The sequence below is a fragment of the Streptomyces sp. NRRL F-5727 genome, from assembly GCF_000719555.1.
In the GTDB taxonomy this organism is placed as follows: domain Bacteria; phylum Actinomycetota; class Actinomycetes; order Streptomycetales; family Streptomycetaceae; genus Streptomyces.
In genome coordinates, this window is the sequence record NZ_JOGX01000038.1 from 52,265 (window position 1) to 71,096 (window position 18,832).

At 71.9% G+C, this 18,832-nt stretch carries 18 protein-coding genes; 4 read left to right on the forward strand and 14 right to left on the reverse strand.

Annotated elements, in window-relative coordinates; genetic code table 11:
* Window positions 1-2 precede the first annotated feature (2 nt).
* The 9 genes from IF73_RS0124035 to IF73_RS0124075 all read right to left on the reverse strand — a co-directional run bounded on the left by IF73_RS0124035 (window position 3) and on the right by IF73_RS0124075 (window position 10,389).
* Entirely contained in the window at window positions 3-1,064 is a 1,062-nt protein-coding gene (locus IF73_RS0124035) for a hydroxymethylglutaryl-CoA reductase (RefSeq protein ID WP_031011509.1), read from the reverse strand.
* On the reverse strand, window positions 1,061-2,152 hold the full coding sequence (gene fni / locus IF73_RS0124040; protein WP_031011511.1) for a type 2 isopentenyl-diphosphate Delta-isomerase: 1,092 nt from the start codon (window positions 2,150-2,152) through the stop codon (window positions 1,061-1,063). Before fni ends, IF73_RS0124035 begins: the two co-directional genes overlap by 4 nt.
* A complete protein-coding gene (locus tag IF73_RS0124045) occupies window positions 2,149-3,252 on the reverse strand; it encodes a phosphomevalonate kinase (protein ID WP_031011513.1) in 1,104 nt (367 codons plus the stop codon). The genes fni and IF73_RS0124045 overlap by 4 nt, the downstream gene beginning before the upstream one ends.
* The gene (gene mvaD, locus IF73_RS0124050) at window positions 3,249-4,301 is read right to left on the reverse strand and encodes a diphosphomevalonate decarboxylase (RefSeq protein WP_031011515.1); all 1,053 of its coding nucleotides are present in this window, start codon (window positions 4,299-4,301) and stop codon (window positions 3,249-3,251) included. Before mvaD ends, IF73_RS0124045 begins: the two co-directional genes overlap by 4 nt.
* Entirely contained in the window at window positions 4,294-5,322 is a 1,029-nt protein-coding gene (gene mvk, locus IF73_RS0124055; protein ID WP_078868213.1) for a mevalonate kinase, read from the reverse strand. The genes mvaD and mvk overlap by 8 nt, the downstream gene beginning before the upstream one ends.
* A 65-nt stretch (window positions 5,323-5,387) precedes the next feature.
* Complete coding sequence (locus IF73_RS0124060; protein ID WP_051717221.1) at window positions 5,388-6,470, reverse strand: polyprenyl synthetase family protein; 1,083 nt, start codon at window positions 6,468-6,470, stop codon at window positions 5,388-5,390.
* 75 nt (window positions 6,471-6,545) lie between these two features.
* Complete coding sequence (locus IF73_RS0124065; protein WP_031011518.1) at window positions 6,546-7,463, reverse strand: terpene synthase family protein; 918 nt, start codon at window positions 7,461-7,463, stop codon at window positions 6,546-6,548.
* Window positions 7,460-8,992, reverse strand: coding sequence for a prenyltransferase/squalene oxidase repeat-containing protein (locus tag IF73_RS0124070; protein ID WP_037880271.1), 1,533 nt, complete (start codon window positions 8,990-8,992; stop codon window positions 7,460-7,462). The genes IF73_RS0124065 and IF73_RS0124070 overlap by 4 nt, the downstream gene beginning before the upstream one ends.
* An 8-nt stretch (window positions 8,993-9,000) precedes the next feature.
* Window positions 9,001-10,389, reverse strand: coding sequence for a cytochrome P450 (locus IF73_RS0124075; protein ID WP_031011521.1), 1,389 nt, complete (start codon window positions 10,387-10,389; stop codon window positions 9,001-9,003).
* A 369-nt stretch (window positions 10,390-10,758) separates the two neighbouring features.
* Here IF73_RS0124075 and IF73_RS41165 point away from each other — a divergent pair, with 369 nt between their 5' ends.
* Window positions 10,759-11,334 carry a GNAT family N-acetyltransferase gene (locus IF73_RS41165; protein ID WP_158822124.1) on the forward strand — a complete coding sequence of 192 codons (576 nt, stop codon included), beginning with the start codon at window positions 10,759-10,761 and terminating at the stop codon, window positions 11,332-11,334.
* Here IF73_RS41165 and IF73_RS0124085 read toward each other — a convergent pair.
* Complete coding sequence (locus tag IF73_RS0124085; RefSeq protein ID WP_051717225.1) at window positions 11,312-12,235, reverse strand: alpha/beta hydrolase; 924 nt, start codon at window positions 12,233-12,235, stop codon at window positions 11,312-11,314. The two genes, IF73_RS41165 and IF73_RS0124085, sit on opposite strands and share 23 nt — an antisense overlap.
* Before the next feature lie 225 nt (window positions 12,236-12,460).
* Between IF73_RS0124085 and IF73_RS39750 the strand changes: the two genes are divergently transcribed.
* From IF73_RS39750 to IF73_RS0124095, 3 genes are all read left to right on the forward strand, one after another.
* Window positions 12,461-12,682, forward strand: a complete 222-nt coding sequence (locus IF73_RS39750; protein WP_078868215.1) for an MbtH family protein — start codon at window positions 12,461-12,463, stop codon at window positions 12,680-12,682.
* Window positions 12,679-13,188 carry a winged helix-turn-helix domain-containing protein gene (locus tag IF73_RS0124090; protein WP_051717227.1) on the forward strand — a complete coding sequence of 170 codons (510 nt, stop codon included), beginning with the start codon at window positions 12,679-12,681 and terminating at the stop codon, window positions 13,186-13,188. The genes IF73_RS39750 and IF73_RS0124090 overlap by 4 nt, the downstream gene beginning before the upstream one ends.
* Before the next feature lie 136 nt (window positions 13,189-13,324).
* Complete coding sequence (locus IF73_RS0124095; protein WP_051717228.1) at window positions 13,325-15,157, forward strand: non-ribosomal peptide synthetase; 1,833 nt, start codon at window positions 13,325-13,327, stop codon at window positions 15,155-15,157.
* An 8-nt stretch (window positions 15,158-15,165) separates the two neighbouring features.
* On the opposite strand, the gene IF73_RS0124100 is transcribed toward IF73_RS0124095, so the two are convergent.
* The 4 genes from IF73_RS0124100 to IF73_RS0124115 form a co-directional block, all read right to left on the reverse strand.
* Window positions 15,166-16,377 (reverse strand): cytochrome P450, encoded by a 1,212-nt coding sequence (locus tag IF73_RS0124100; RefSeq protein WP_031011531.1) that lies wholly within the window; start codon window positions 16,375-16,377, stop codon window positions 15,166-15,168.
* Between the two features lie 135 nt (window positions 16,378-16,512).
* The gene (locus IF73_RS0124105) at window positions 16,513-17,019 is read right to left on the reverse strand and encodes a winged helix-turn-helix transcriptional regulator (RefSeq protein WP_031011533.1); all 507 of its coding nucleotides are present in this window, start codon (window positions 17,017-17,019) and stop codon (window positions 16,513-16,515) included.
* Window positions 17,016-17,564, reverse strand: coding sequence for a flavin reductase family protein (locus IF73_RS0124110; RefSeq protein WP_051717246.1), 549 nt, complete (start codon window positions 17,562-17,564; stop codon window positions 17,016-17,018). The genes IF73_RS0124105 and IF73_RS0124110 overlap by 4 nt, the downstream gene beginning before the upstream one ends.
* A 5-nt stretch (window positions 17,565-17,569) precedes the next feature.
* A complete protein-coding gene (locus IF73_RS0124115) occupies window positions 17,570-18,823 on the reverse strand; it encodes a pyridoxal phosphate-dependent aminotransferase (protein WP_031011537.1) in 1,254 nt (417 codons plus the stop codon).
* Between the last annotated feature and the right edge of the window lie 9 nt (window positions 18,824-18,832).

Below are 18,832 nucleotides of genomic sequence, written 5' to 3' on the forward strand. Positions count from 1 at the left end.
GTTCAGACACCGACCTTTGCTGTCGTGTTGTCGCGCTCCAGGGCCACGTGCGCGCGCATGAGTTCGCCGGGGTTGGTCTGCGCCGCGAGCAGGGAGAGCTCGCCGCAGAGGACGGTCGCCGCCGCGAAGACGGCGAGCCGGCGCGCGTTCTCGCCGGGTGCGCGGTCCTCACGGCAGCCGAGGCGGTTCAGGTTCGTCTCCACGAACTCCAGGCCCTTGCCGTTGCCCACGGTGCCGACGATCAGGTTGGGCAGGTTGCAGGAGAAGTAGAGGTCGCCGTCGCGGTCCTCGGCCAGGGTGACGCCCTGGGAGCCCTCGACGATGTTGGCCGCGTCCTGGCCGGTGGCCAGGTAGAACCCGAGCAGCATGTTGGCGTAGTGGGCGTTGGCCGAGCGGATGCCGCCGGCCAGCAGGGTGCCGAGCAGGTTCTTGCGGATGTTCAGTTCGACGATCTTGGCGGCGGTGGTGTGCAGGACGCCTTCCACCACGTCCCGCGGCACGAGCAGCTCCGTGACCACGTTCTTCCCGCGGCCGAGGATGCCGTTGATCGCGGTCGCCTTCTTGTCCGTGCAGTAGTTCCCGGAGATCGATCCGTAGGAGATTCCCGGCACGGTCTGCAGCAGGTGCGTCAGCAGGGCGTCGGAGGCGAGGGTGGCCATGTTGTGGCCGGAGGCGTCGCCGGTGCTGAACTCGAACCGGATGAACAGCAGGTTGCCCGCGATCTCGTGCCGGACCTGGAGCAGCTCGGCGAACCGGCTGCAGGTGCGGACCACGGCGCGCAGTTCCTCGATCCGCGCCTCGATGGTGCGGGCGGCCATGTACGCGGTCTGGGCGTCGGTCGCCTCGACGAGCACCGAGCGGGTCATGCGCTCGTCGACGAGGGTGGCGACGATGCCCTGCTCGGTGAGCATGGACACCTTCGCGCCGCGGCCCACCGAGGGCCACAGCGGCGTCTCGTAGGTGGCGAGGGGGACATGGGTCTCGGTGGTGGCGACGTTCCCCGAGATGCGGAGGGGGCCGACCCACTTCATGGGAACCCTGGCAACGGCGTGCGTTTCGGTCATCGTGCTCTTCCCGTCGAATCGTGGAGGGCGTCGGCCGAGCGGGAACGCCGGGCGAGGCGCCCCGTGTCGATGTCCCGGTCGGCGCAGAAGGAACGGAGGGTGCCGTGGATCAGCAGGTCCTTGCTGGCCAGGTCGGCGGGGGTGCGCGCGCCGAGCATGGTCTGCAGGGCCGCGAGCTGGTCGAGCCAGTTCGTGATCTGGGCGATCAGCGACTCGACACCGCCGTCGAGCAGGGTGCGCAGGAACACCCCGGAGGCCCCGACGCCGGAGGCGCCCAGGGCCAGGGCGCGGGCGACGTCCAGGGGATGGCGGACGCCGCCGGAGGCGAGCACGGGGAGACCGGCGCCCTGCGCGTCCAGGAGGCAGGCCGCGGTGGACTGGCCCCAGTCGTGCAGGAAGGCGTAGTCGCCCAGCGGGCGCCGGCCGTTCTCGATGCGGGCGAAGTCGGTGCCGCCCCGGCCGCCGAGGTCCGCCACGCGGACCCCCAGCTGCCGCAGCGTCAGGACGGTCTCGCGGCTGAGGCCGTTGCCGACCTCCTTGACGATCACGGGCAGGTCGACGGCGGCCGTGATCTTCTCGATCTGCGAGACCCAGGAGCCGAAGGACCGGTCGCCCTCCGGCATCGCCGTCTCCTGCGCCGTGTTGACGTGGATCTGCAGGGCGTCGGCCTCCAGCAGGTCGATGGCCCGCTGGGTGTCGGCGACGGATGCCGTCGCGTTCACGTTGGCCATGACGAACCCGTGGGGGTTCTCCCGGCGCAGGACACGGAAGGTGTCGGCGCACGTGGGGTCCTTGAGGTAGGCGTGCACGGAGCCCGAGGCGATGGGTACCCCGGTCTCGCGGGCGGCCGTCGCCAGGCCCCGGTTGATCTCGCCGGTCTTGGCGGTGCCGCCGGTCATCGCGTTGATGTAGAGCGGCACCTGCCAGGAGATCCCGGCGAAGGTCGTGCCCAGGGACACCTGCGGCCGGTCGATGCCGGCCAGGGCGTGGTGGACGAAGGACACCTCGTCGAACTGGTTGATCCCGCTACGGCCGTCCTGCTGCTCGATGGCGAGCCGGACGTGGTCGTCCTTGCGCTGTGCGCTCATTCCTCGATCCCTTCGGGGGCGGGCCGGAGGGGCAGGGGCAGTACCCCGGCCGCGGCCCACCGTTGCCGTACCTGCGAGATGTCGTGCGTGGCCCCGGCGTCGAGCAGGGCTATGCCGCAGTCGCCGCCGCCCGCGCCGGACGGTTTGGCGGCGCCGCCGACCGCTTCGGCGGCCGCGCACAGCGCCGTCAGCTCGGGCGTGAAGATGCCGAGCCCGACCTCGTCGTCGAGACGGGCCAGCTCCTGCCGGGCGCGGAGGATCTGGCGCAGCAGGCCCGGGTCGTCGCCGGCGTCGAGGGCGGCGATCGCACCGCGTACGAGATCGGTGGAGGTCTCCACGAACGCGCGGTGCGAGGCGGTGCCGCGCCAGGTCCGGCGGTGCAGACCGGACACGAGCGAGGTGGTCGAGGCCGGGTTGCCGGTCCAGCCGACTTCGAGGGCGAGGCCGCGCGGGGCCGGAAGCCGTCGGACCGAGAGGCCCGGCCAGGGCGTGCGCAGCGCTTCCCCGACGCCGTGACGGCGGGCGAGGTCGAGCACGAACGCCCGGTCGGGCGACTGGTACGCGATCCAGCCGCCCCAGGTGCTGGCGGCGAGGTCGCCGCCGGAGCCCTTGGGGTCGATCCCGGCCGAGGAGATCACGGCCAGGCGGTACCGGGCGTCGAGCGAGAGGTCCAGTCCGCACAGGGACGTGAGGGCGTCGATCGTCGCCACGGTCACGGCACCGCTCGACCCCAGGCCGTACTTGCGGCCGTTGTCGTGCAGCCCGCTGCTGATCGTCAGGGTCAGCCCGGGCAGCGGCAGGCCGCGTTCGTCCAGCAGCCGTCGTACGGTCTCGACCGCTGACACCACGTGCCCCAGCGCGCCGGGCCCGTCGGTCTCCGCGTACCGGAGCCGGCCGTCGATCCAGCGCCAGGTCTCCGCCCGGGGGACGAGATCGGAGTGGATGACGACGTCGGCCGCGTCGGAGGCGGTCGCCGTGACGGTGATCTCCCGGTCCACGGCCACCAGGACGGCCGGGGTGCCGGGCTCCACCACCGCGTACTCGCCCGCGACGAACAGCTTGCCGGGCGCGCTGCGGACGACCGTCGGCCCGGAGGTCATCGTCCGCTCTCGTCCACCAGGCGGGCGCCCTGCCCCGGCCCGGCGATGTGCACGCTGCCGCCCGCGGCGGCGTCGCGGACGGCCTCGGCGACCCGTTCCGCGTCCGTACGACGGCAGAGGACCTTGACGTTCGGTCCGGCGTCCATGGTCGCGTAGGCCGCGATGCCGTCCCGCCGCAGCCGCAGCACGCTGTCGAGGACGGTGAGCGTGGCGGGCGAGAGGTAGCGCACGGCGGGGCGCGCGCCCAGCATGGTCGCGTGCATGCCGAGGGCGTTGCGCTCGGCGATCTCCCCCACCGCGTCGAGGTCGGCGCGCAGGAGCGCCGCCCTCATCTCGGTCAGGTCGTCCCGGCTGGACGCGGCCCAGGGCTCGAACAGGGGCGAGGTCTCGACGGTGCGGCGCATGGCCGCACGGCTGGACACCTCCTTGGGGCCGGCGTTGACCACCGCGATGACGAGCGCGGGGTCGAGGTCGCCGGCCACGACCGGCTCGGCGTAGGAGCTGTGGTCGGCCTCCTCGGCGGGCGCCGTGGGGGTGCCGGCGTGCCAGACGGCGAAGCCGCCGAAGATCGACCGCGAGGCCGAGCCGGAGCCGCGGCGGGCCAGGCGGGAGAGACCGGTCTCGTCGAGGCCGAGTCGGTACGCGCCGGCGGCGGCGACGGCGAGCGCGGCGAACCCGCCGGCGGAGGACGCCAGGCCGGCCCCGGTGGGGACGGTGTTGCGGGTGTCGACGACGGCCCGGTGCGTGAGCCTGCTCCGCCGCCGCACCAGGTCGAGGAAGGCGGTGATGCGCCGCCGCTCCTCGCCCGTCGCGGGTGCGCCGTTGAAGGTCACCACGTCGTCCGCGGCCTCGGCGTCGAGCCGGACGCTGGTGGTGGTGGGGAAGATGTCCAGGGTCATCGACAGGCTGCTGGTCCAGGGGAGGTGGAGGCGCTCGTCGCGCTTCCCCCAGTACTTGATCAGCGCGATGTTCGGGTGCGCGACGGCGGTGACCCCGGTCGCGGCCGGCCGTTCCCGCGTGCGGAGCGCGGTGGTCTGGTGCTCAGGCATGAGTGACGAGCCTCCTCAGGGGGACGATCCACGTCTGCGCGGCCCCTGCTTCGTGCAGCCGCTGGGTGACCTCTCGCGCCCGCTCGGGCTGGGTCAGGGCGAGGACGCAGCCGCCCAGGCCGCCGCCGGTGATCTTGGCGCCGAGGCCGCCGGCGGCGAGCGCGGCACCGACCATCGCCTCGATCCGGTCGGTGCTCAGCCCGGCCTCGCGGAGCACTCCGTGGTACTCCGTCATCAGGGAGCCGAGCTGCTCCGGCTCGCCGGCGGCGAGGGCGGCCACGGCGTCGTGGGTCAGTCCGGACGCCCGGCGTACGAACCTCTCCTGCGTCCCGGCGTGGAGCCGGAAACTCTCCCGCAGCCTGCCGACCGCCTCCTTGGTGCTGCCGACGATGCCGCTGTCCGCGACGACGAAGAGCGCGTCGCAGCCGACGGCCGGCGTGCGGGCCTCGCCCGCCTGGAACAGCAGTGGGGCGCTCGCGCCGACGGTGACGGCGTCGACGCCGCTGGCCTTGCCGTGCATCACGTTCTCGGCGGTCTGCACCAGGTCGAACGCCGTCCGCTCCGAGATCTCGCGGCCGCAGAGGTCGGCCAGGGCGAGCACGACGGCGCGGGCGCAGGCCGCGCTGGAGCCGAGTCCCCTGCCGAGCGGGATGGAACCGTCGATGATCACGTCGAGGTGCCGGGCGTCGTCGATGCCCATGGACGCCCGGAAATCGGTGGCCAGCCGGCGCAGCCCCTCGGATGCCTGCGTCTCCACCTGCTTCCAGGCGGATCCGGTCATCGTGAAGGACACCCCGGCCGGCTCCCCACGGGTGGAGAAGCCGGCGCTGGCGGTGATCGACAGCTGCGGAACGGGCAGGGCGAGCGCCGGGGCTCCGTAGACGACCGCGTGCTCCCCCAGCAGGATGAGCTTGGCGTGGGCGCGGCCGGTGCCGACCGAGCGAGCGGGGCGGCCTCCCGCCGGCCCCGCCGTCGGGGCCGGCGGAGTCGGCGTCAGCAGCTCCCCTTGTCGAGAATTCATTGAGATCGCGTCATCCAGACTTCTAGGAAGGAATGAGACGGTGGTGACCCGCGCCGACGTGGTGCTCAGGTGCTCCTGAGCGTGGTGGTGGTGATGAAGGTGTCGAGGGTCTTCCTGACCTCTTCCGGGAACGGGGCCTCGTCCAGGACCCGCCGGGCGCGCTGCACCCGGTCGGTGATCATCTGCTCCACCTTGTCGGCGGCGCCGGTGGCCTGGAGGATCCCGCGGACCGTCTCGGCACCCGCCTCGTCCAGGTCCGGGTCGCCGACCAGGGACCTCAGCACCCGCGCCTGCTCGGCGTCGGCGGCGTGGAGGGCGTGGGCCATCAGGGCCGTCGCCTTGCCCTCCCGCAGGTCGTCCAGGGTCGACTTGCCGGTCTTGGACGAGTCGCCGAAGACGCCGAGCAGGTCGTCGCGGAGCTGGAACGCCTCCCCGATCGGAAGCGCGTAGGCGCTGCAGACGTCCAGCAGGGACTGGTCCGCGCCGGCGAGGGCCGCGCCGATGTGCAGCGGCCGCTCGACGGTGTACTTGGCCGTCTTGTAGCGGATCACCGCCAGCGACCGCTCGACGTCCGCGTTCGGCTTCCCGGTGGCCAGCAGGTCCCGGTACTGGCCGATCATCACCTCGGTGCGCATGGCGTCCAGCAGCGGCCGGACGGCGACGAGCTGCCGCTGGTCGAGGCCGCTGGAGTACAGCAGCTCGTCCGACCAGACCATGACCAGGTCGCCGAGCAGGATCGCGCTGTTGACGCCGAACCGCTCGGCACTGGCCTCGTCCGCACCCGACTCCAGCGCGCGGTGGAGGGTCGGCCGGCCGCGCCGCGTGTCGGAGCCGTCCATCACGTCGTCGTGGATGAGGGTGAAGGCGTGGAAGAGTTCGAGCGAGGCGGCCGCGCCGATGACCGGGTCGGTGTCGCCGTGCCCGCGCGCCGCGTGCCAGCCCACCATGCACAGGAGGGGCCGGATGCGCTTGCCGCCGGCGTTCAGGAAGCCACGCAGGTGCTCGATGAGCGAGACCAGGTGGACGTCCGCGTCCTTGAGGCACTTGGCGTCGAGGAAGGCGTTCAGCCGCTCGTCGATCAGGCCGCGCAGATGAACGGAGTCCAGGGCATCGGCTCCCAGCTCGCTCAGGCTGGTGGTGGGGCTCATGTGTCGTTGCTCCTGTTCGTCAAGACCGTGTGGGCCGCGTCAGTGAGGGTGTGACACGGGAGGGAGACCGTGGGTTCAGGCGGGGGAGGGCCCGGTGAGATCGCGGTCGGATCCCCATCCGCGGAAGTCGGCGCCGCTGTAGAAGGTGACCGACCAGTCGAGCAGGCGGAGCAGTTCGACGGCGGGTGCGGACCCGGCCGTCGCCAGCGGTTCGAGCTGCTCCTGCGCCTTGCGGGAGTGGCGGTCGAGTTCGTCCTGGACCCAGGCGGGTGTGGTGTCGTACATCAGGATGTTGTTCTGGCCGGGCTCGGCCCGCTCCCGCTCGAAGGTGGCCAGGTCGTTGGCGAGGCGCACGGCGACCTCGATCGCCTCCAGAGCGCTGTCCAGGACCGGCAGGTCCTCGAGGAGGTCGTCCCGGTCGCTGGTCGCCCAGCGCGGGAAGTGGGTGATCCACGCGTTGGAGCTGGCGGCGTACGTCAGGTACTCCTGCGGATCGGAAGGGCCTTCGCCGAGGTCCCGGGCCAGGCCCGCGGTCCAGTCGTACCGCTCGCCGCGCAGGGCCTCGGCGAACCGGTCGCCCCACAGGCCGGCCAGTTTCGGGTAGTGGGGACCGCGCTCCAGATCGGACTGCCAGTCGGACAGGGAGGCCAGCAGGGGGTGGCTGTCGTCCCGGTCGCCGCCGCGGACGACGGCCTCGCAGCGACCGAAGAGGTCGTCGAGTTCGTCGAGGCTCCGGACGTTCTGCTCGACGTGGTCGTCCAGGGCGTAGGCCCAGACGTACATCCGGGCCGCCGGCCGGAGCTCCTTCGCGCCGCGCCAGGGGCTGATCGCGGCGGTGGAGATCGCCAGGGCCTCGATCGGCGTGGCCCCGAGGACCTGCGGGTGTTCCGCGGCCCAGGACCGCAGGTCGGCCAGGACCTTCAGCGCCAGCACCGTGACGGGCACACACTGCGCCGCGGAGGGGAGGGAGAGGTCTCCGAGGGGCCGGGTCACGCTCCCGCCTCCTTCTCGGTCTCCACGTGCCGCGTCGCGGCGAGGGTGCCGAGGATCTCGGCGCGGATGACCCGGACCGGGGTGTACAGGTCCTTGTCGTGCCACAGCGGCGTGTTCTCTCGGCCGTCCTCGACGTGGCCCTTCAGGAACGCCCGGCCGGCCCGGATCGCGTCGAGGGACCGGCGGTCGGGGGCGGCGCGGTGGTTCAGCACCTGGAGGGCGTAGGCGGTCTCCTCGCCGGTGCCCTCCCAGCGTCCCCAGGACCCGTCGGCGTGCTGGGTGTCGAGCACCCAGCGGACGGCGTCGTCCAGGGCGGCGGACGTGCGCGGGCCGTCCAGGCGGGCCATGGCGGCGGCGCCGCAGGCGGTCGCGTAGTACGGCGAGGCGTGCCACTTGTCCATCCACCGGCCGTCCGGCTCCTGCTGGTCGACGAGCCAGTCGCCCACCCGCGCGGCGGCGATGTCGTAGCGCGTGTCGCCCTGCCCGCGGCGGTCCGCCAGGGCGACGAGGATGTGCGCGTTGGTCGAGGTGGAGGGGGTGCGCTCGTTCGGGAAGCAGGTGAAGTACAGGCCGGTGTCGTACTCCCACAGGCAGTCGACCGACTCCGGCTTGCCGAGGAGGTCGAGGGCGTGCAGGGCGGCCGACGTGTCGTCGGAGTCGGCCGGGAGACCCGGGCCGGCGGCCAGTCCGTTCGGCCCCAGCGCGGTCCGCAGCGTGTCCGCGACCTGGGACGGGATGTCCACGTCCAGGCCGGAGCCGGCCAACGCGGCCACCACCCAGGCGAGTTCGAAGTAGGTGATCGAGGTGATGCCCGAGACCGGGCCGCCGTGCCGTGCCTGGGTCCGCCGCAGGTACTCCAGGGACGCCTGCACGGCGTCGGTGTGCGGCGGATCGCCCAGCCAGGCGGCGGTGGCGGCGGGGGAGGCTCCCACCGCCCCGCCCATCGGCGTCACCGTGCCGGAGCGCACGGCCGGGGCGCCGAGGGCCTCCAGCGAGTGCCAGGTCTTCTCCGGTATGCCGGTGTGCCGGCGCAGCAGCTCGCGGATCCCGTTCAGCGTCGCCGTGTCGGCCTGGAGGTCCAGACGGGCGGGCAGACCGCCGCGGTCGTCCATCCGGGAGAGCCGCTGGTCGATCTGCTCGATCAGCCAGGGAGCCAGCAGCTCCACGGCGATGGTGTCCGGCAGTTCGGCGTTGCGGGGGAACCGGCCGGTGAGCGCGGCCAGCCCCGACTCCACGGCCCGGGCGATCCGCCCGGCGTCCTGCGTACCGTCGACGGACAGCAGGGCGTCGACGGCGCTGAGCGTCGGCAGCAGCCCGTAGGCCGCGGGCCCGCCCCACGTGCCGTCCTCGTGCTGCTGGGCCAGCAGGAACTCCACGCGCTGCCGATGGCCCTCCAGCCAGGGGGCGGACGCCACCATCCGCGCGGTCTCGTACACCGACGGCGAGGTGAGTCCGTAGGGATCGGCGATCATCTCGTCGACGATGTCCTGAGCCGCGTCACGCAGGGCTGCGAAGGAGGTCACGTTCATGATCCGGCTTACCTCTGGTCTCGGAGATCGGTGGTCGTCGCACTCCGCACCGGTTCGTGCGGACGTTCCCGGAGCCTCATCGGAAGAGGGCCCGTCTTGAGCGTGGCGCGGGCGATGGGCCGTAGCGGCCGGTTGCGGACCGGGGTCAGGTCCCAGCGGCCGGCGATCGCCGCGATGGCCAGCATCGCCTCGCTGATCGCGAACTGGTCGCCGATGCACTTCCTGCCGCCCGCGCCGAAGGGCACCACCGACCGGCGTGCGACGTCGCTCATCGCGCCGGGCCGCCAGCGGTCCGGATCGAACCTCTCCGGCCGGGGGAACAGCGCCGGGTCGTGATGCAGGATGTAGGGGCTGAGCAGGAAGGTGGTTCCCTCGGGGAACGCGTGCCCGCCGAGTTCGCAGGCCGTGGAGGTGGCCCGGGTGAACATCCACGCCGGCGGATGGAGGCGGAGGCTCTCCATGAGCACCTGCCGTGTGAACGTCAGTCCGGAGAGGTCCTCGAAGCGGGGCGTCCGGCCGCCGAGCACGCCGTCGACCTCCTCCCGCAGGCGGGCGGCGATCTCGGGGTGGGTGCCGAGCAGGTGGAAGGTGAACGCCAACGCCGTCGCGGTGGTCTCCGACCCGGCGATCAGCAGGATCAGAACCTGGTCGAAGAGCTCCTGTGTGCCGAGCGGTTCTCCGGTGGTCTCGTCGCGCGCGTTCATCAGGCTCGCGAGCAGGCCGGGGTCCTCGTCCTTCTTGGCCCGCACCTCGTCGATGATCTCTTCGGTGAGCTTGCGCATCTCCGCGATCGCGCGGGGGTACTGCCGGTTCGTCTTCGTGGGAACGAGCGGCAGGAGCCGCGCCGGAACGAACATGCGCAGGAAGAAGCCGTCCATGAGGATCGGCAGCCACTTCTCGACCTGCGTCACCAGCGTGTGGTCCGCGGGCACCGAGAAGAGGGATCTGGTCGTGATGCGGAGAGTGAGCCGCGCCATCGCCTGGTCGATGTCGACGATCTCGCCCGAGCGCCAGGAGCGCATCAGGGCGTCCGTCTCGTCCGCCATCAGCTCGGCGTAGTGGCCGATGTGCTTGTGGTCGAAGGACGGCTGCATCAGCGGGCGTTGCCGGCGGTGGTCGGCCCAGCGGCTGGTGACCAGGCCGTTCCCGACGGCCTCGCGGCCCCGGTCGTAGAACAGGCCGCCCTTGTCGTAGAGCCGGGTGTCCTTGAGTATCTGCCGGAACAGGGCGGGGTCGCAGGGCACATAGGCGTCGCCGGGACCCATCCCGACCTTCACCAGGTCGCCGAGTGCCGGGAGGGACTTCAGGAATTCCAGCGGCTGTACGAGCAGAGGCAGGGCATGGCCCGCGAGGGGCAGGCTTCGAGGGGCTCTTCTGATGGCAGGAAGCTCCGGCATGGCTCCAGTACTCCAGAAGAGGACGCCCTCCCGACAGGGGAGCAAGCCCCCCGACCTGTCGCGCTTTCACCGCCTGTCGCGCTTGCCGGCACAAGCGCGACACGAGGACGAAGCGCGACACGAGGCCGAAGCGCGACATGCCGGCCCGGCCGCGGGTCTTGCCGGCCGGACCCCGGAGCCCCGCCAATGGGAGGGACACCCCCGCCCGCCCCCGACCGCGCTCTCCCGCGCCCACGGCACCGCCGCCGGCCCCGGTTTCTCCCGAACCGGTTGAACAGCCCGGATATTCAGGCGATGATCGGGCCGCATCGAATTCGGATTGCTGATCGCTTCCTGGGGGTTGAAATGAGCGATGTGACCGTCCGTCCCTTGGCTGCCGGCGAGGCCGAACTCGCAGGCCGAATAGTCGGACTCGCCTTCGCCGACAATCCGAGCAATCTGGCCACCGTGGGCGGTGACCGGGAGAAGGCCATTCGGGCGATGGAGCACGGAACGCGCGTCATCAAGCTCGGGAACAGTTCCAACCATCTGCTCGGCGCCGAACGGGAGGGCCGGCTCGTCGGCCTCCTGAACGCCGCGGAATGGCCGAACTGCCAGATGACGCTGGGCGAGAAGCTCAAGTCGGCGCCGGTGATGATCCGGACGATCGGACGCAACATGCCCCGCGCCTTCAAGATCATGAGCTCGCGGGCCAAGCACGAGCCCCGCGAGCCGCACTGGCACGTCGGCCCGATCGCCGTCCACCCGGACGAGCAGGGGCGCGGGGTCGGCAAGGCGCTGCTCAACACGCTCCTCGAGAAGATCGACGAGCAGGGGGCACCCGCCTTCCTCCAGGCGGACATCGACCGCAACGTCGCGCTCTACCAGAGGTTCGGCTTCGAGATCGTCTCCCGGGAGACGATCCTCGGCGTCGACACCCGCTTCATGTGGCGCGCGGCGCGCTGACCGGCCTCAGCACCGCGTGCAGCTCGTCGACGACCAGCCGGCTGCACGCGGCTGCCGCGGGCACCATGTCCTGCATCAGGAAGTAGCCGTGCACCAGCCCCGGCCCGGGCACATGGCGTACGGGGACGCCCGAGGCCGCCAGCCTCCCGGCCAGCTCCACCCCCTCGTCGCGCAGCGGATCGAACTCCGCCGTGGCCAGCACCGTCGGCGGCAGGCCCCGCAGGTCGGCGTTGAGCAGGTCCACGGCGGGATCGCCGCGGCGCTCCGGGTCGGGGACGTACATCTCGTAGTTCCAGGCCATGTCCTCGACGCTCAGCAGATACCCCTCGGCGTGCTCGCAGGCCGCGGCGATCCGCAGGCTCGGATCCACCGGCGGGTACACCAGCAGCAGCGCGGCGAGGTCGGGGCCCCCGGTGTCGCGCGCGTCCAGGGCGACGCCCAGCGACAGGCTGGCCCCCGCGCTGTCGCCGGCCACCACGTGCTCACGGCCCGGGAACGACTCGGCCGTCCAGCGGGTCGCGGCGACGGCGTCGCGCAGCGGAGTGGGGTAGGGGAACTCCGGCGGCCGCCGGTAGTCGACGGCGACGACGACGGCGTCCAGTGACGACGCGAGCATCCGGCAGGCCCGGTCGTGGCTGTCGAGGTCGCCCATCACCCAGCCGCCACCGTGCAGGAAGGTGATCACCCGGCGTTCGTCCGACTCCGGGGTGTACACCCTGCACCGGATCGAGGATCCGTCCTCGGTGGCGATCGTGTGCTCGGCGGTGGCGACGGCGGAGCGGGGCGGTCCGTCCTCCCGGTGGGGGCGCACCGAGCTCGCCAGGTACCGCTCCCGGGCCTGCTCGACCGTCAGGTCGCGATCCGGAACCGGCGGCCCCCCGGCGCGCTGCCAGGCGATCAAGCTGCGTATGAAGCGGTCCAAAGGCATCGCGGTCCCCCTGCGGGCTGGTTCACGGATATCGATGATTGATGATAAATGGTTCGTTCTGGAAGAACCATGGTGAAGACGGCCCAAAAGGGAATGCGGATTGCACAGGCGCGTATGAAGATTTAATGGTTCTCTCGTTCGGGACCCTGCTGTACCTTCGAGGCGTGTGGTTCCAGTTCGGGGGAGAGGGTTGCGCGCATGTTCAATCCATTCGAGGACGACAGCCGAGAATACCTGGCACTATGCAATGACGAAGAACAGTATTCGCTCTGGCCGCAGGGATTAGAAATTCCCGCAGGCTGGCGCCCGGTGTACGGGCCGGCCACGCGGGAAAAGGTGCTCGACCTTATCGAGCGGTCCTGGACGGATATGCGGCCGAAGAGTCTGCGGGTCGCGAGCGGGCAGGGAGACTGTCCGTGACCACCGAGGTGAAGAGCTGGGTGAGATTCGTCCGCTGGCCCGCCGAAAGCAAGATCCGTGAGGAATGCCGGGCACGACGCCGGCTGTGCCTCCTGGTCGTGGAGCACGGAGCTCCGCCGCCGGAACGGATCGGACTCTACGAGGACTGGGTGCGCCCGCCCATCGTCCCGGAGGATCTCCAGGCCCGGGTCAGCCAGTTGGAGGCCCGGGTGGTCCTCAACGAGAAGCCGGTGCTCGACCCGGCGGGCATCCTCTTCTTCCGGGACTCGTCCGTCACGCTCTCCATGCTCCAGTGCGAGATCCTGTCCCCGCTGATCTCCCGGTACTGCCAGGTGGTCTACCGCAACGAACTGGGGAAGATCCTGGAGCAGTGCGGAGCCAGCGCGTCCAGCAACGCGATCGACCTGCACGTGCTCCGGCTGCGCCGACGTCTGCAGCCCCTCGGCCTGACCCTGCGCAACGTCTGGGGACGCGGCTTCACCATCGAGCCGAACTGGCAGAACTAGCCGCACCGGCCGAGCCGGCCCGAGCAGTCGAATCAGTCGAATCAGCCGAATCAGCCGCGCAGGGGTGCCGGACGCCCCTGCGCCGCACACCCCTTTCCGTGGCCGTCGCGCCCGGAAGCCCGCGTCGGAGGCGGAGTTGAGACTTCTCCCGGATTTCTTCGAGTCCCGTGTCGCCGAGGTACCCGACGCTCCGTCGGTCCTCTTCGGCGACACCGTCGTCGACTATGCGGAGCTGAACGCCCGCGCCAACCGCCTGGCCAGACGGCTGATCGCGGCCGGCGTCGGCCCCGACCGCCTGGTCGCGATCGCCGTGCCGCGTTCGGTGCGGCTGATCGTCGCGGTGCTCGCCGTGCTGAAGGCCGGCGGCGCGTATCTCCCGCTCGACCCGTCCTATCCGGCCGAACGGCTCACGCACATGGTCGTGGACGCCGAGCCGGTCATGCTGCTGCGCACGGAGGACGTCACCTCGCTGCGCCTGGACGTGCCCGAGATCGTGCTCGGCGACCCGTCCTTCGAGGCCGACTGCGAGCGGGAGAACGGCGCCGACGTCACGCAGGACGAGCGCCTCGCGCCGCTGCTCCCGGACCACCTGATGTACGTCATCTACACCTCCGGATCGACCGGCGTGCCCAAGGGCGTCGCCGTCTCCCACTCCGGCGTCGCCGACCTGGTCTCGACCCAGGCGCGGGTGTTCGGGGTCCGCCCCGGGGAGCGGGTGCTGCAGTGGGCCTCCTTCAGCTTCGACGCCTGGTTCTGGGACTTCACGCTGGCCCTGCTGAACGGCGGGGCGCTGGTCATGGCCGAGCAGCACGACCTGATGCCGGGGGAGTCGCTGCGCGAGACCATGCTGAAGCACAGGGTCGACCACGCGGTCATGCCGCCGGTGGCGCTGGGCATCACCGACAGCGAGGGGCTGCTCGTCGGCGGCACGATCACCTCCACCGGCGACGTCTGCACCAGGTCCCTGGCGGCGGAGTGGTCCAAGGGCCGGCGCCTCTACAACGGATACGGCCCGACCGAGGTGACCGTGGGCGCGTCGATCGGCGGCCCGATCGAGGGCATCCAGGAGGACGTGTCCATCGGGACGCCGTGGGACGGCGGCACGGTGTACGTGCTCGACGGCGCGCTGGGCGACCTGCGCGACGGCACGGACGGGGAGCTGTACCTGGCCGGCTCGGGCGTGGCCCGGGGCTATCTCAACCGCCCGGGCCTGACCGCGTCGCGCTTCGTCGCGGATCCGTACGGCCCGCCCGGCAGCCGGATGTACCGGTCGGGCGACCGGGGCCGACGCGGCCCCGACGGTGAGCTCTTCTTCACCGGCCGGGTCGACAACCAGGTCAAGGTGCGCGGTTTCCGCGTCGAACTGGGCGAGGTCGAGACGCGGCTGGAGAGCCACCCGGCCGTGGAGATCGTCGTCGCGGTGGTGAGCGGCGAGGACGCCTCCTCCCAGCGCATCGTCGCCTACGTGAAGCCCTCGGCGCGCCACGAGGTGACGGAGGACCAGCTGCGCGAGCACGCCCGCAAGGCCCTGCCCGAGCACATGGTCCCGTCGGCCGTCGTCATGCTGGACCGGTTCCCGACCCTGCTGAACGGGAAGATCGACCGCCGGGAACTGGAGGAGCGGGCGGCGCTCGTCGCGCTCGACGCCTCGACGCCCGGCACCACGACGGCCGGCACCGCGGCCCCCGCGGACGGGGGCGAGGAGCGGTCGTACGAGCGGATCCTCTGCGCCATGGTGAACGAGATCCTGAGGATCGGCCACGCGGCGCCCGAGGACAACTTCTTCGACCTGGGCGGCCACTCGGTGCTCGCCGCGCAGCTGGCCCGGCGGGTGCGCTCGGAGCTCGGCGTGGCCGTGCCGATGCGCGACATGCTCACGGCCGCGAACATCGCGGAGCTGGCGGGCATCGTCGAGCGCACCGAGCGCACCGAGCGCACCGAGCGCACCGAAGGCGCCGAGGGCGCCTGAACCGGGAGTCAGCGGCCCTCGAAGCGGACCGGCAGGTCGTCGTAGCCGTTGAGGAAGTTCGAGTAGATCGGCCGGGGGGAGCCGCACAGCTCCATCCGGCCGACCTGCGCGACCAGCGCCGTCAGCAGCATCCTCAGCTCCGCGCGGGCCAGGAACGCGCCCAGGCAGTAGTGCGGGCCGTGACCGAACGAGAGGTGCTTGTTGGGCGAGCGCGAGAGCGTGAACCGGCGCGGCTCCTCGAAGACCGTCTCGTCGTTGTTGGCGGAGACGGTCCACAGCGTGACGATGTCGCCGGCGCGCACCGCGTGGCCGGCGATCTCCAGGTCGCGGAGGGCCGTGCGGGCGACGTGGAAGGACGGCGTCGACCAGCGGAGGACCTCCTCCACCGCCGACTCGACGGAGACCTCGCCCGTCCGCAGGGCCCGCCACTGGTCGGGATGGTCGATCAGGCCGAGCACCCCGCTGATCGCCGAGACCCGGGACGTCTCGTCGCCGCCGAGGATCAGGCTGTAGCAGTTGACCGCGAGTTCCTCGAGGGTGAGCGGGCGGCCCTCCACCTCGGCGGCGGCGAGCACGCTGATGACGTCGTCGCCGGGCCGGGCGCGGCGCTCCTGCGCCAGGTCCATGAAGTAGAGCACGATCTCGTTGCGGGCGGCGATCGCGTCGAGCTCGTCGTAGGACGCGTCGACCGACGAGAGCGCCTTCTTGTTCCAGCGCAGCAGCTCCTCGCGGTCCGCCGCCGGGACGGACAGCAGATCGCAGATCGTGTTCATCGGGATCCGGTCGGCGATCTCGGCGGCGAAGTCGAAGGTGCCCCGCCCGACGACCGAGGACACCAGTGCGTCGGTGCGCCGCCCGACCTCCTCGACGACCTTGCCCAGGACCCGCGGGGTGAAGGAGCTGAACAGGACGTTGCGCAGGGGCCGGTGGCGCGGAGGGTCGGTCACCGCCACCATGCTCCCGCCGGCCGAGTCGTCGCCGCGCAGGACGACGTCGAGGACGTTGCCCCGGGCGGAGCCGAGGGCCTCGTCGGTGTACAGCGGCTGTATGTCGGCGTAGCGCGACACCACCCAGAAACCCGGATGGCGGTCGGTCGGCTCGTGCCAGTGGACGGGATTGCGGGTCCGCACCTCGCGCCAGTACGCGTGGACGTCGTTGTCGACGAACGCGGCCGGATCGGTGAGGTCGAGAGAGGGTGTGCCGAGATCGGTCCGGCTCATGTCGGACGGTTCCTTCCCGCTGGGTGGAGCGCCCAGGAGGAGTCCGGGGCGCGCCCGTCGGCCGTACGCGGAGGCGTACGGCCGACGGGAGGAGCACCGGCCCGCAGGGTGCGGCCGGTCCGGTGGTCGTGCGGGTCACCGCCCGGTCCGGGCCTCCGGATAGCGGGCGGCGATCTGTTCGCCGGCCTTCGGGCCGCGGGCGAAGACGAAGCCGGCGGTGTCGACGCGGCGGCCGGTCGCCCGGTCGACCACGACCGGGTCCACCTCCCTGCCCGTCTCCTCGTCGACCAGGACGAGGCTGCGGTCCTCCGGGGCCAGCAGGTGGTTCCCGAAGGCCGCCATCACCAGGAGGAGCGGGCGCAGCTCGCGGCCCAGAGCGGTGGCCCGGTACGCCGGGTCACCCGGCTCGGCGGTGGCGTCGGCGGTGGCGTCGGCGGTGTCGTCGACCTCCAGCAGACCCCTCGCCGTCAGCGCGGCGATCCGGTCCGCCAGGACGTCGGCGGGGGTCTCCAGGTCCCGGCGGATCGCGGAGAAACGGGTGTGGCCGCCGAGGACCACGTGCAGGATCTCCAGCGTCCACCACTGCTCGACGGTCTCGACCGTGCGGGCCAGCGGGCAGTCGGGGATGCGCGCCCGGGTCACCGGTCGCCCCCGTCGTCGGCCGCGTCCGGCAGCGACCAGTACTGCCGCATCCCGTACAGCAGCGGACCGGCCGGCCCGGTCGTGTGGTGCGCCACCCGGTGCACCCGTCCGAAGACCACGACGTGGTCCCCGACCGCCAGCGTCTCGCCGACCTCGCAGTCCGCGATCGTGTGGGCGTCCTCGGTCAGGTGCGGGACCCCGGACTCCGGGGCCGGGACCCAGGCGACCTTCTCGAACCGGTCCGGGGCCCCGGAGGAGAACAGCCGCGCCACCGGTTCGGCCCCGTCGTGCAGGAGGTTGACGGCGAACGCGGACGAGTGCAGCAACGCGGCCAGCGTCGGGCTCCGGTCCCGCAGGCAGACCAGCAGGGTGGCCGGTTCGAGCGAGACGCCGCACAACGAGGAGCAGGTCATGCCCCACGGCTCGCCGTCGGGCCCCACGGCGGTGACGATCGTGACGCCGACCGGGTGCGCCGTCATGAGGGAACGGAAGTCCGCCGGGTCGACGGTCGCCCGTGTCGCCGTGCCGGCCGGGGAGTTCGCCATGCCGGTCATCCCTTCGCTTCGGCGGCGCATTCCTCGACGAACTCGATGATCCGCCGGACACCGGTCTCCAGCGCCACCGGATCCACGCAGAACGCGATCCGGACCAGGTGCCGTGCCCAGGGCGCGTAGTCGTGGGAGCGGATGCGGCCCTGCTCGTCGACGTCGGGGCGCATGGCGAACCCGTTGCCCGCCACCACCGCGACGCCCTTGCGCTCCAGCAGCCGCATCGCGAACGACTCGGCGTCCAGGCCGGACCGGCTCACGTCGAGCATCGCGTACCAGCCGCCGGGGGGCAGCTCGCGCAGCAGCCCGGCCTTGATCAGCGGCGGCAGCGCCACGTCCCGGTTGCGCTGCACCAGCTTGCGGTTGGTCGCCGTCGAGTCCGCCCGGCTGTTCAGCGCGGCGATGCCCGCGTGCTGCACCGGGGTCGAGGTGCCGATGATCCCGGCCTCCTGGACGACCTTCATGACGTCGGCCATGCGGTCGGTGGCCGGCGCCACGTAGCCCAGCCGGTAGCCGGTCATCGCGAAGCCCTTGGAGAAGGTGAAGACGCTGTGCACGATCCGGTCGGCGACCGGGACCTCACGCTCGAGGGAGGCGACCGAGAGGTGCTCCCCCTCGTAGCAGAAGTGCTCGTACGCCTCGTCGCTGATGACCTGCCAGCGGTTCCGGCGCGCCAGGTCCAGCAGGGCGCGGATCTCCTCGCCGTCGAGGACGGCGCCGGTCGGGTTGGCCGGCGAGTTGATCAGCAGGACCCGGGTGCGGGGCGTCGCGGCGGCCGCGATCCGCTCGGGGTCGGGCCGGAAGTCGGGGCCGAGCGGATACAGCACCGGCCGGAAGCCCGCGAGCAGGCTCTGCTGCAGATGGACCGGCCAGTGCAGCTCCGGCAGCAGGATCTCCGCGCCGGGCTCGGAGAGCGCCTGGAGGAGGCCGGTCAGGCCCTGGGCCGAACCGGGCGAGATCAGCACCCGGTCGACATGGCTGTCCAGACCGTTGTCCGTACGCAGCTTCTCGGCCACCGCCTCCCGCAGCGCGGGCAGGCCCTCGACCCCGGTGTACTTGGTGTCGCCGCGCCGCACGGCGTCCACGAAGGCTTGGGCGACGTCTTCGGACGGATCGAAGTACGGGTCGCCGACGTGCAGCTTCACCACGTCGACGCCGGTCTCCTTCACGAGCTTCTCCGCGGCCCAGAAGATGCTGACCAGGCAGGACGAAGGAATGGAGCCCGCGACGGACCTGTTCTCTGAACTCACGCTCATACCCCTTTG

Bases quoted from the DNA above. Each gene is read 5' to 3' on its own strand.
- IF73_RS0124035 (WP_031011509.1), bottom strand. From the start codon at position 1,064: ATGACCGAAACGCACGCCGTTGCCAGGGTTCCCATGAAGTGGGTCGGC.
- fni (WP_031011511.1), bottom strand. From the start codon at position 2,152: ATGAGCGCACAGCGCAAGGACGACCACGTCCGGCTCGCCATCGAGCAG.
- IF73_RS0124045 (WP_031011513.1), bottom strand. From the start codon at position 3,252: ATGACCTCCGGGCCGACGGTCGTCCGCAGCGCGCCCGGCAAGCTGTTC.
- mvaD (WP_031011515.1), bottom strand. From the start codon at position 4,301: ATGCCTGAGCACCAGACCACCGCGCTCCGCACGCGGGAACGGCCGGCC.
- mvk (WP_078868213.1), bottom strand. From the start codon at position 5,322: ATGAATTCTCGACAAGGGGAGCTGCTGACGCCGACTCCGCCGGCCCCG.
- IF73_RS0124060 (WP_051717221.1), bottom strand. From the start codon at position 6,470: ATGAGCCCCACCACCAGCCTGAGCGAGCTGGGAGCCGATGCCCTGGAC.
- IF73_RS0124070 (WP_037880271.1), bottom strand. From the start codon at position 8,992: ATGAACGTGACCTCCTTCGCAGCCCTGCGTGACGCGGCTCAGGACATC.
- IF73_RS0124075 (WP_031011521.1), bottom strand. From the start codon at position 10,389: ATGCCGGAGCTTCCTGCCATCAGAAGAGCCCCTCGAAGCCTGCCCCTC.
- IF73_RS39750 (WP_078868215.1), top strand. From the start codon at position 12,461: ATGTTCAATCCATTCGAGGACGACAGCCGAGAATACCTGGCACTATGC.
- IF73_RS0124100 (WP_031011531.1), bottom strand. From the start codon at position 16,377: ATGAGCCGGACCGATCTCGGCACACCCTCTCTCGACCTCACCGATCCG.
- IF73_RS0124110 (WP_051717246.1), bottom strand. From the start codon at position 17,564: ATGGCGAACTCCCCGGCCGGCACGGCGACACGGGCGACCGTCGACCCG.
- IF73_RS0124115 (WP_031011537.1), bottom strand. From the start codon at position 18,823: ATGAGCGTGAGTTCAGAGAACAGGTCCGTCGCGGGCTCCATTCCTTCG.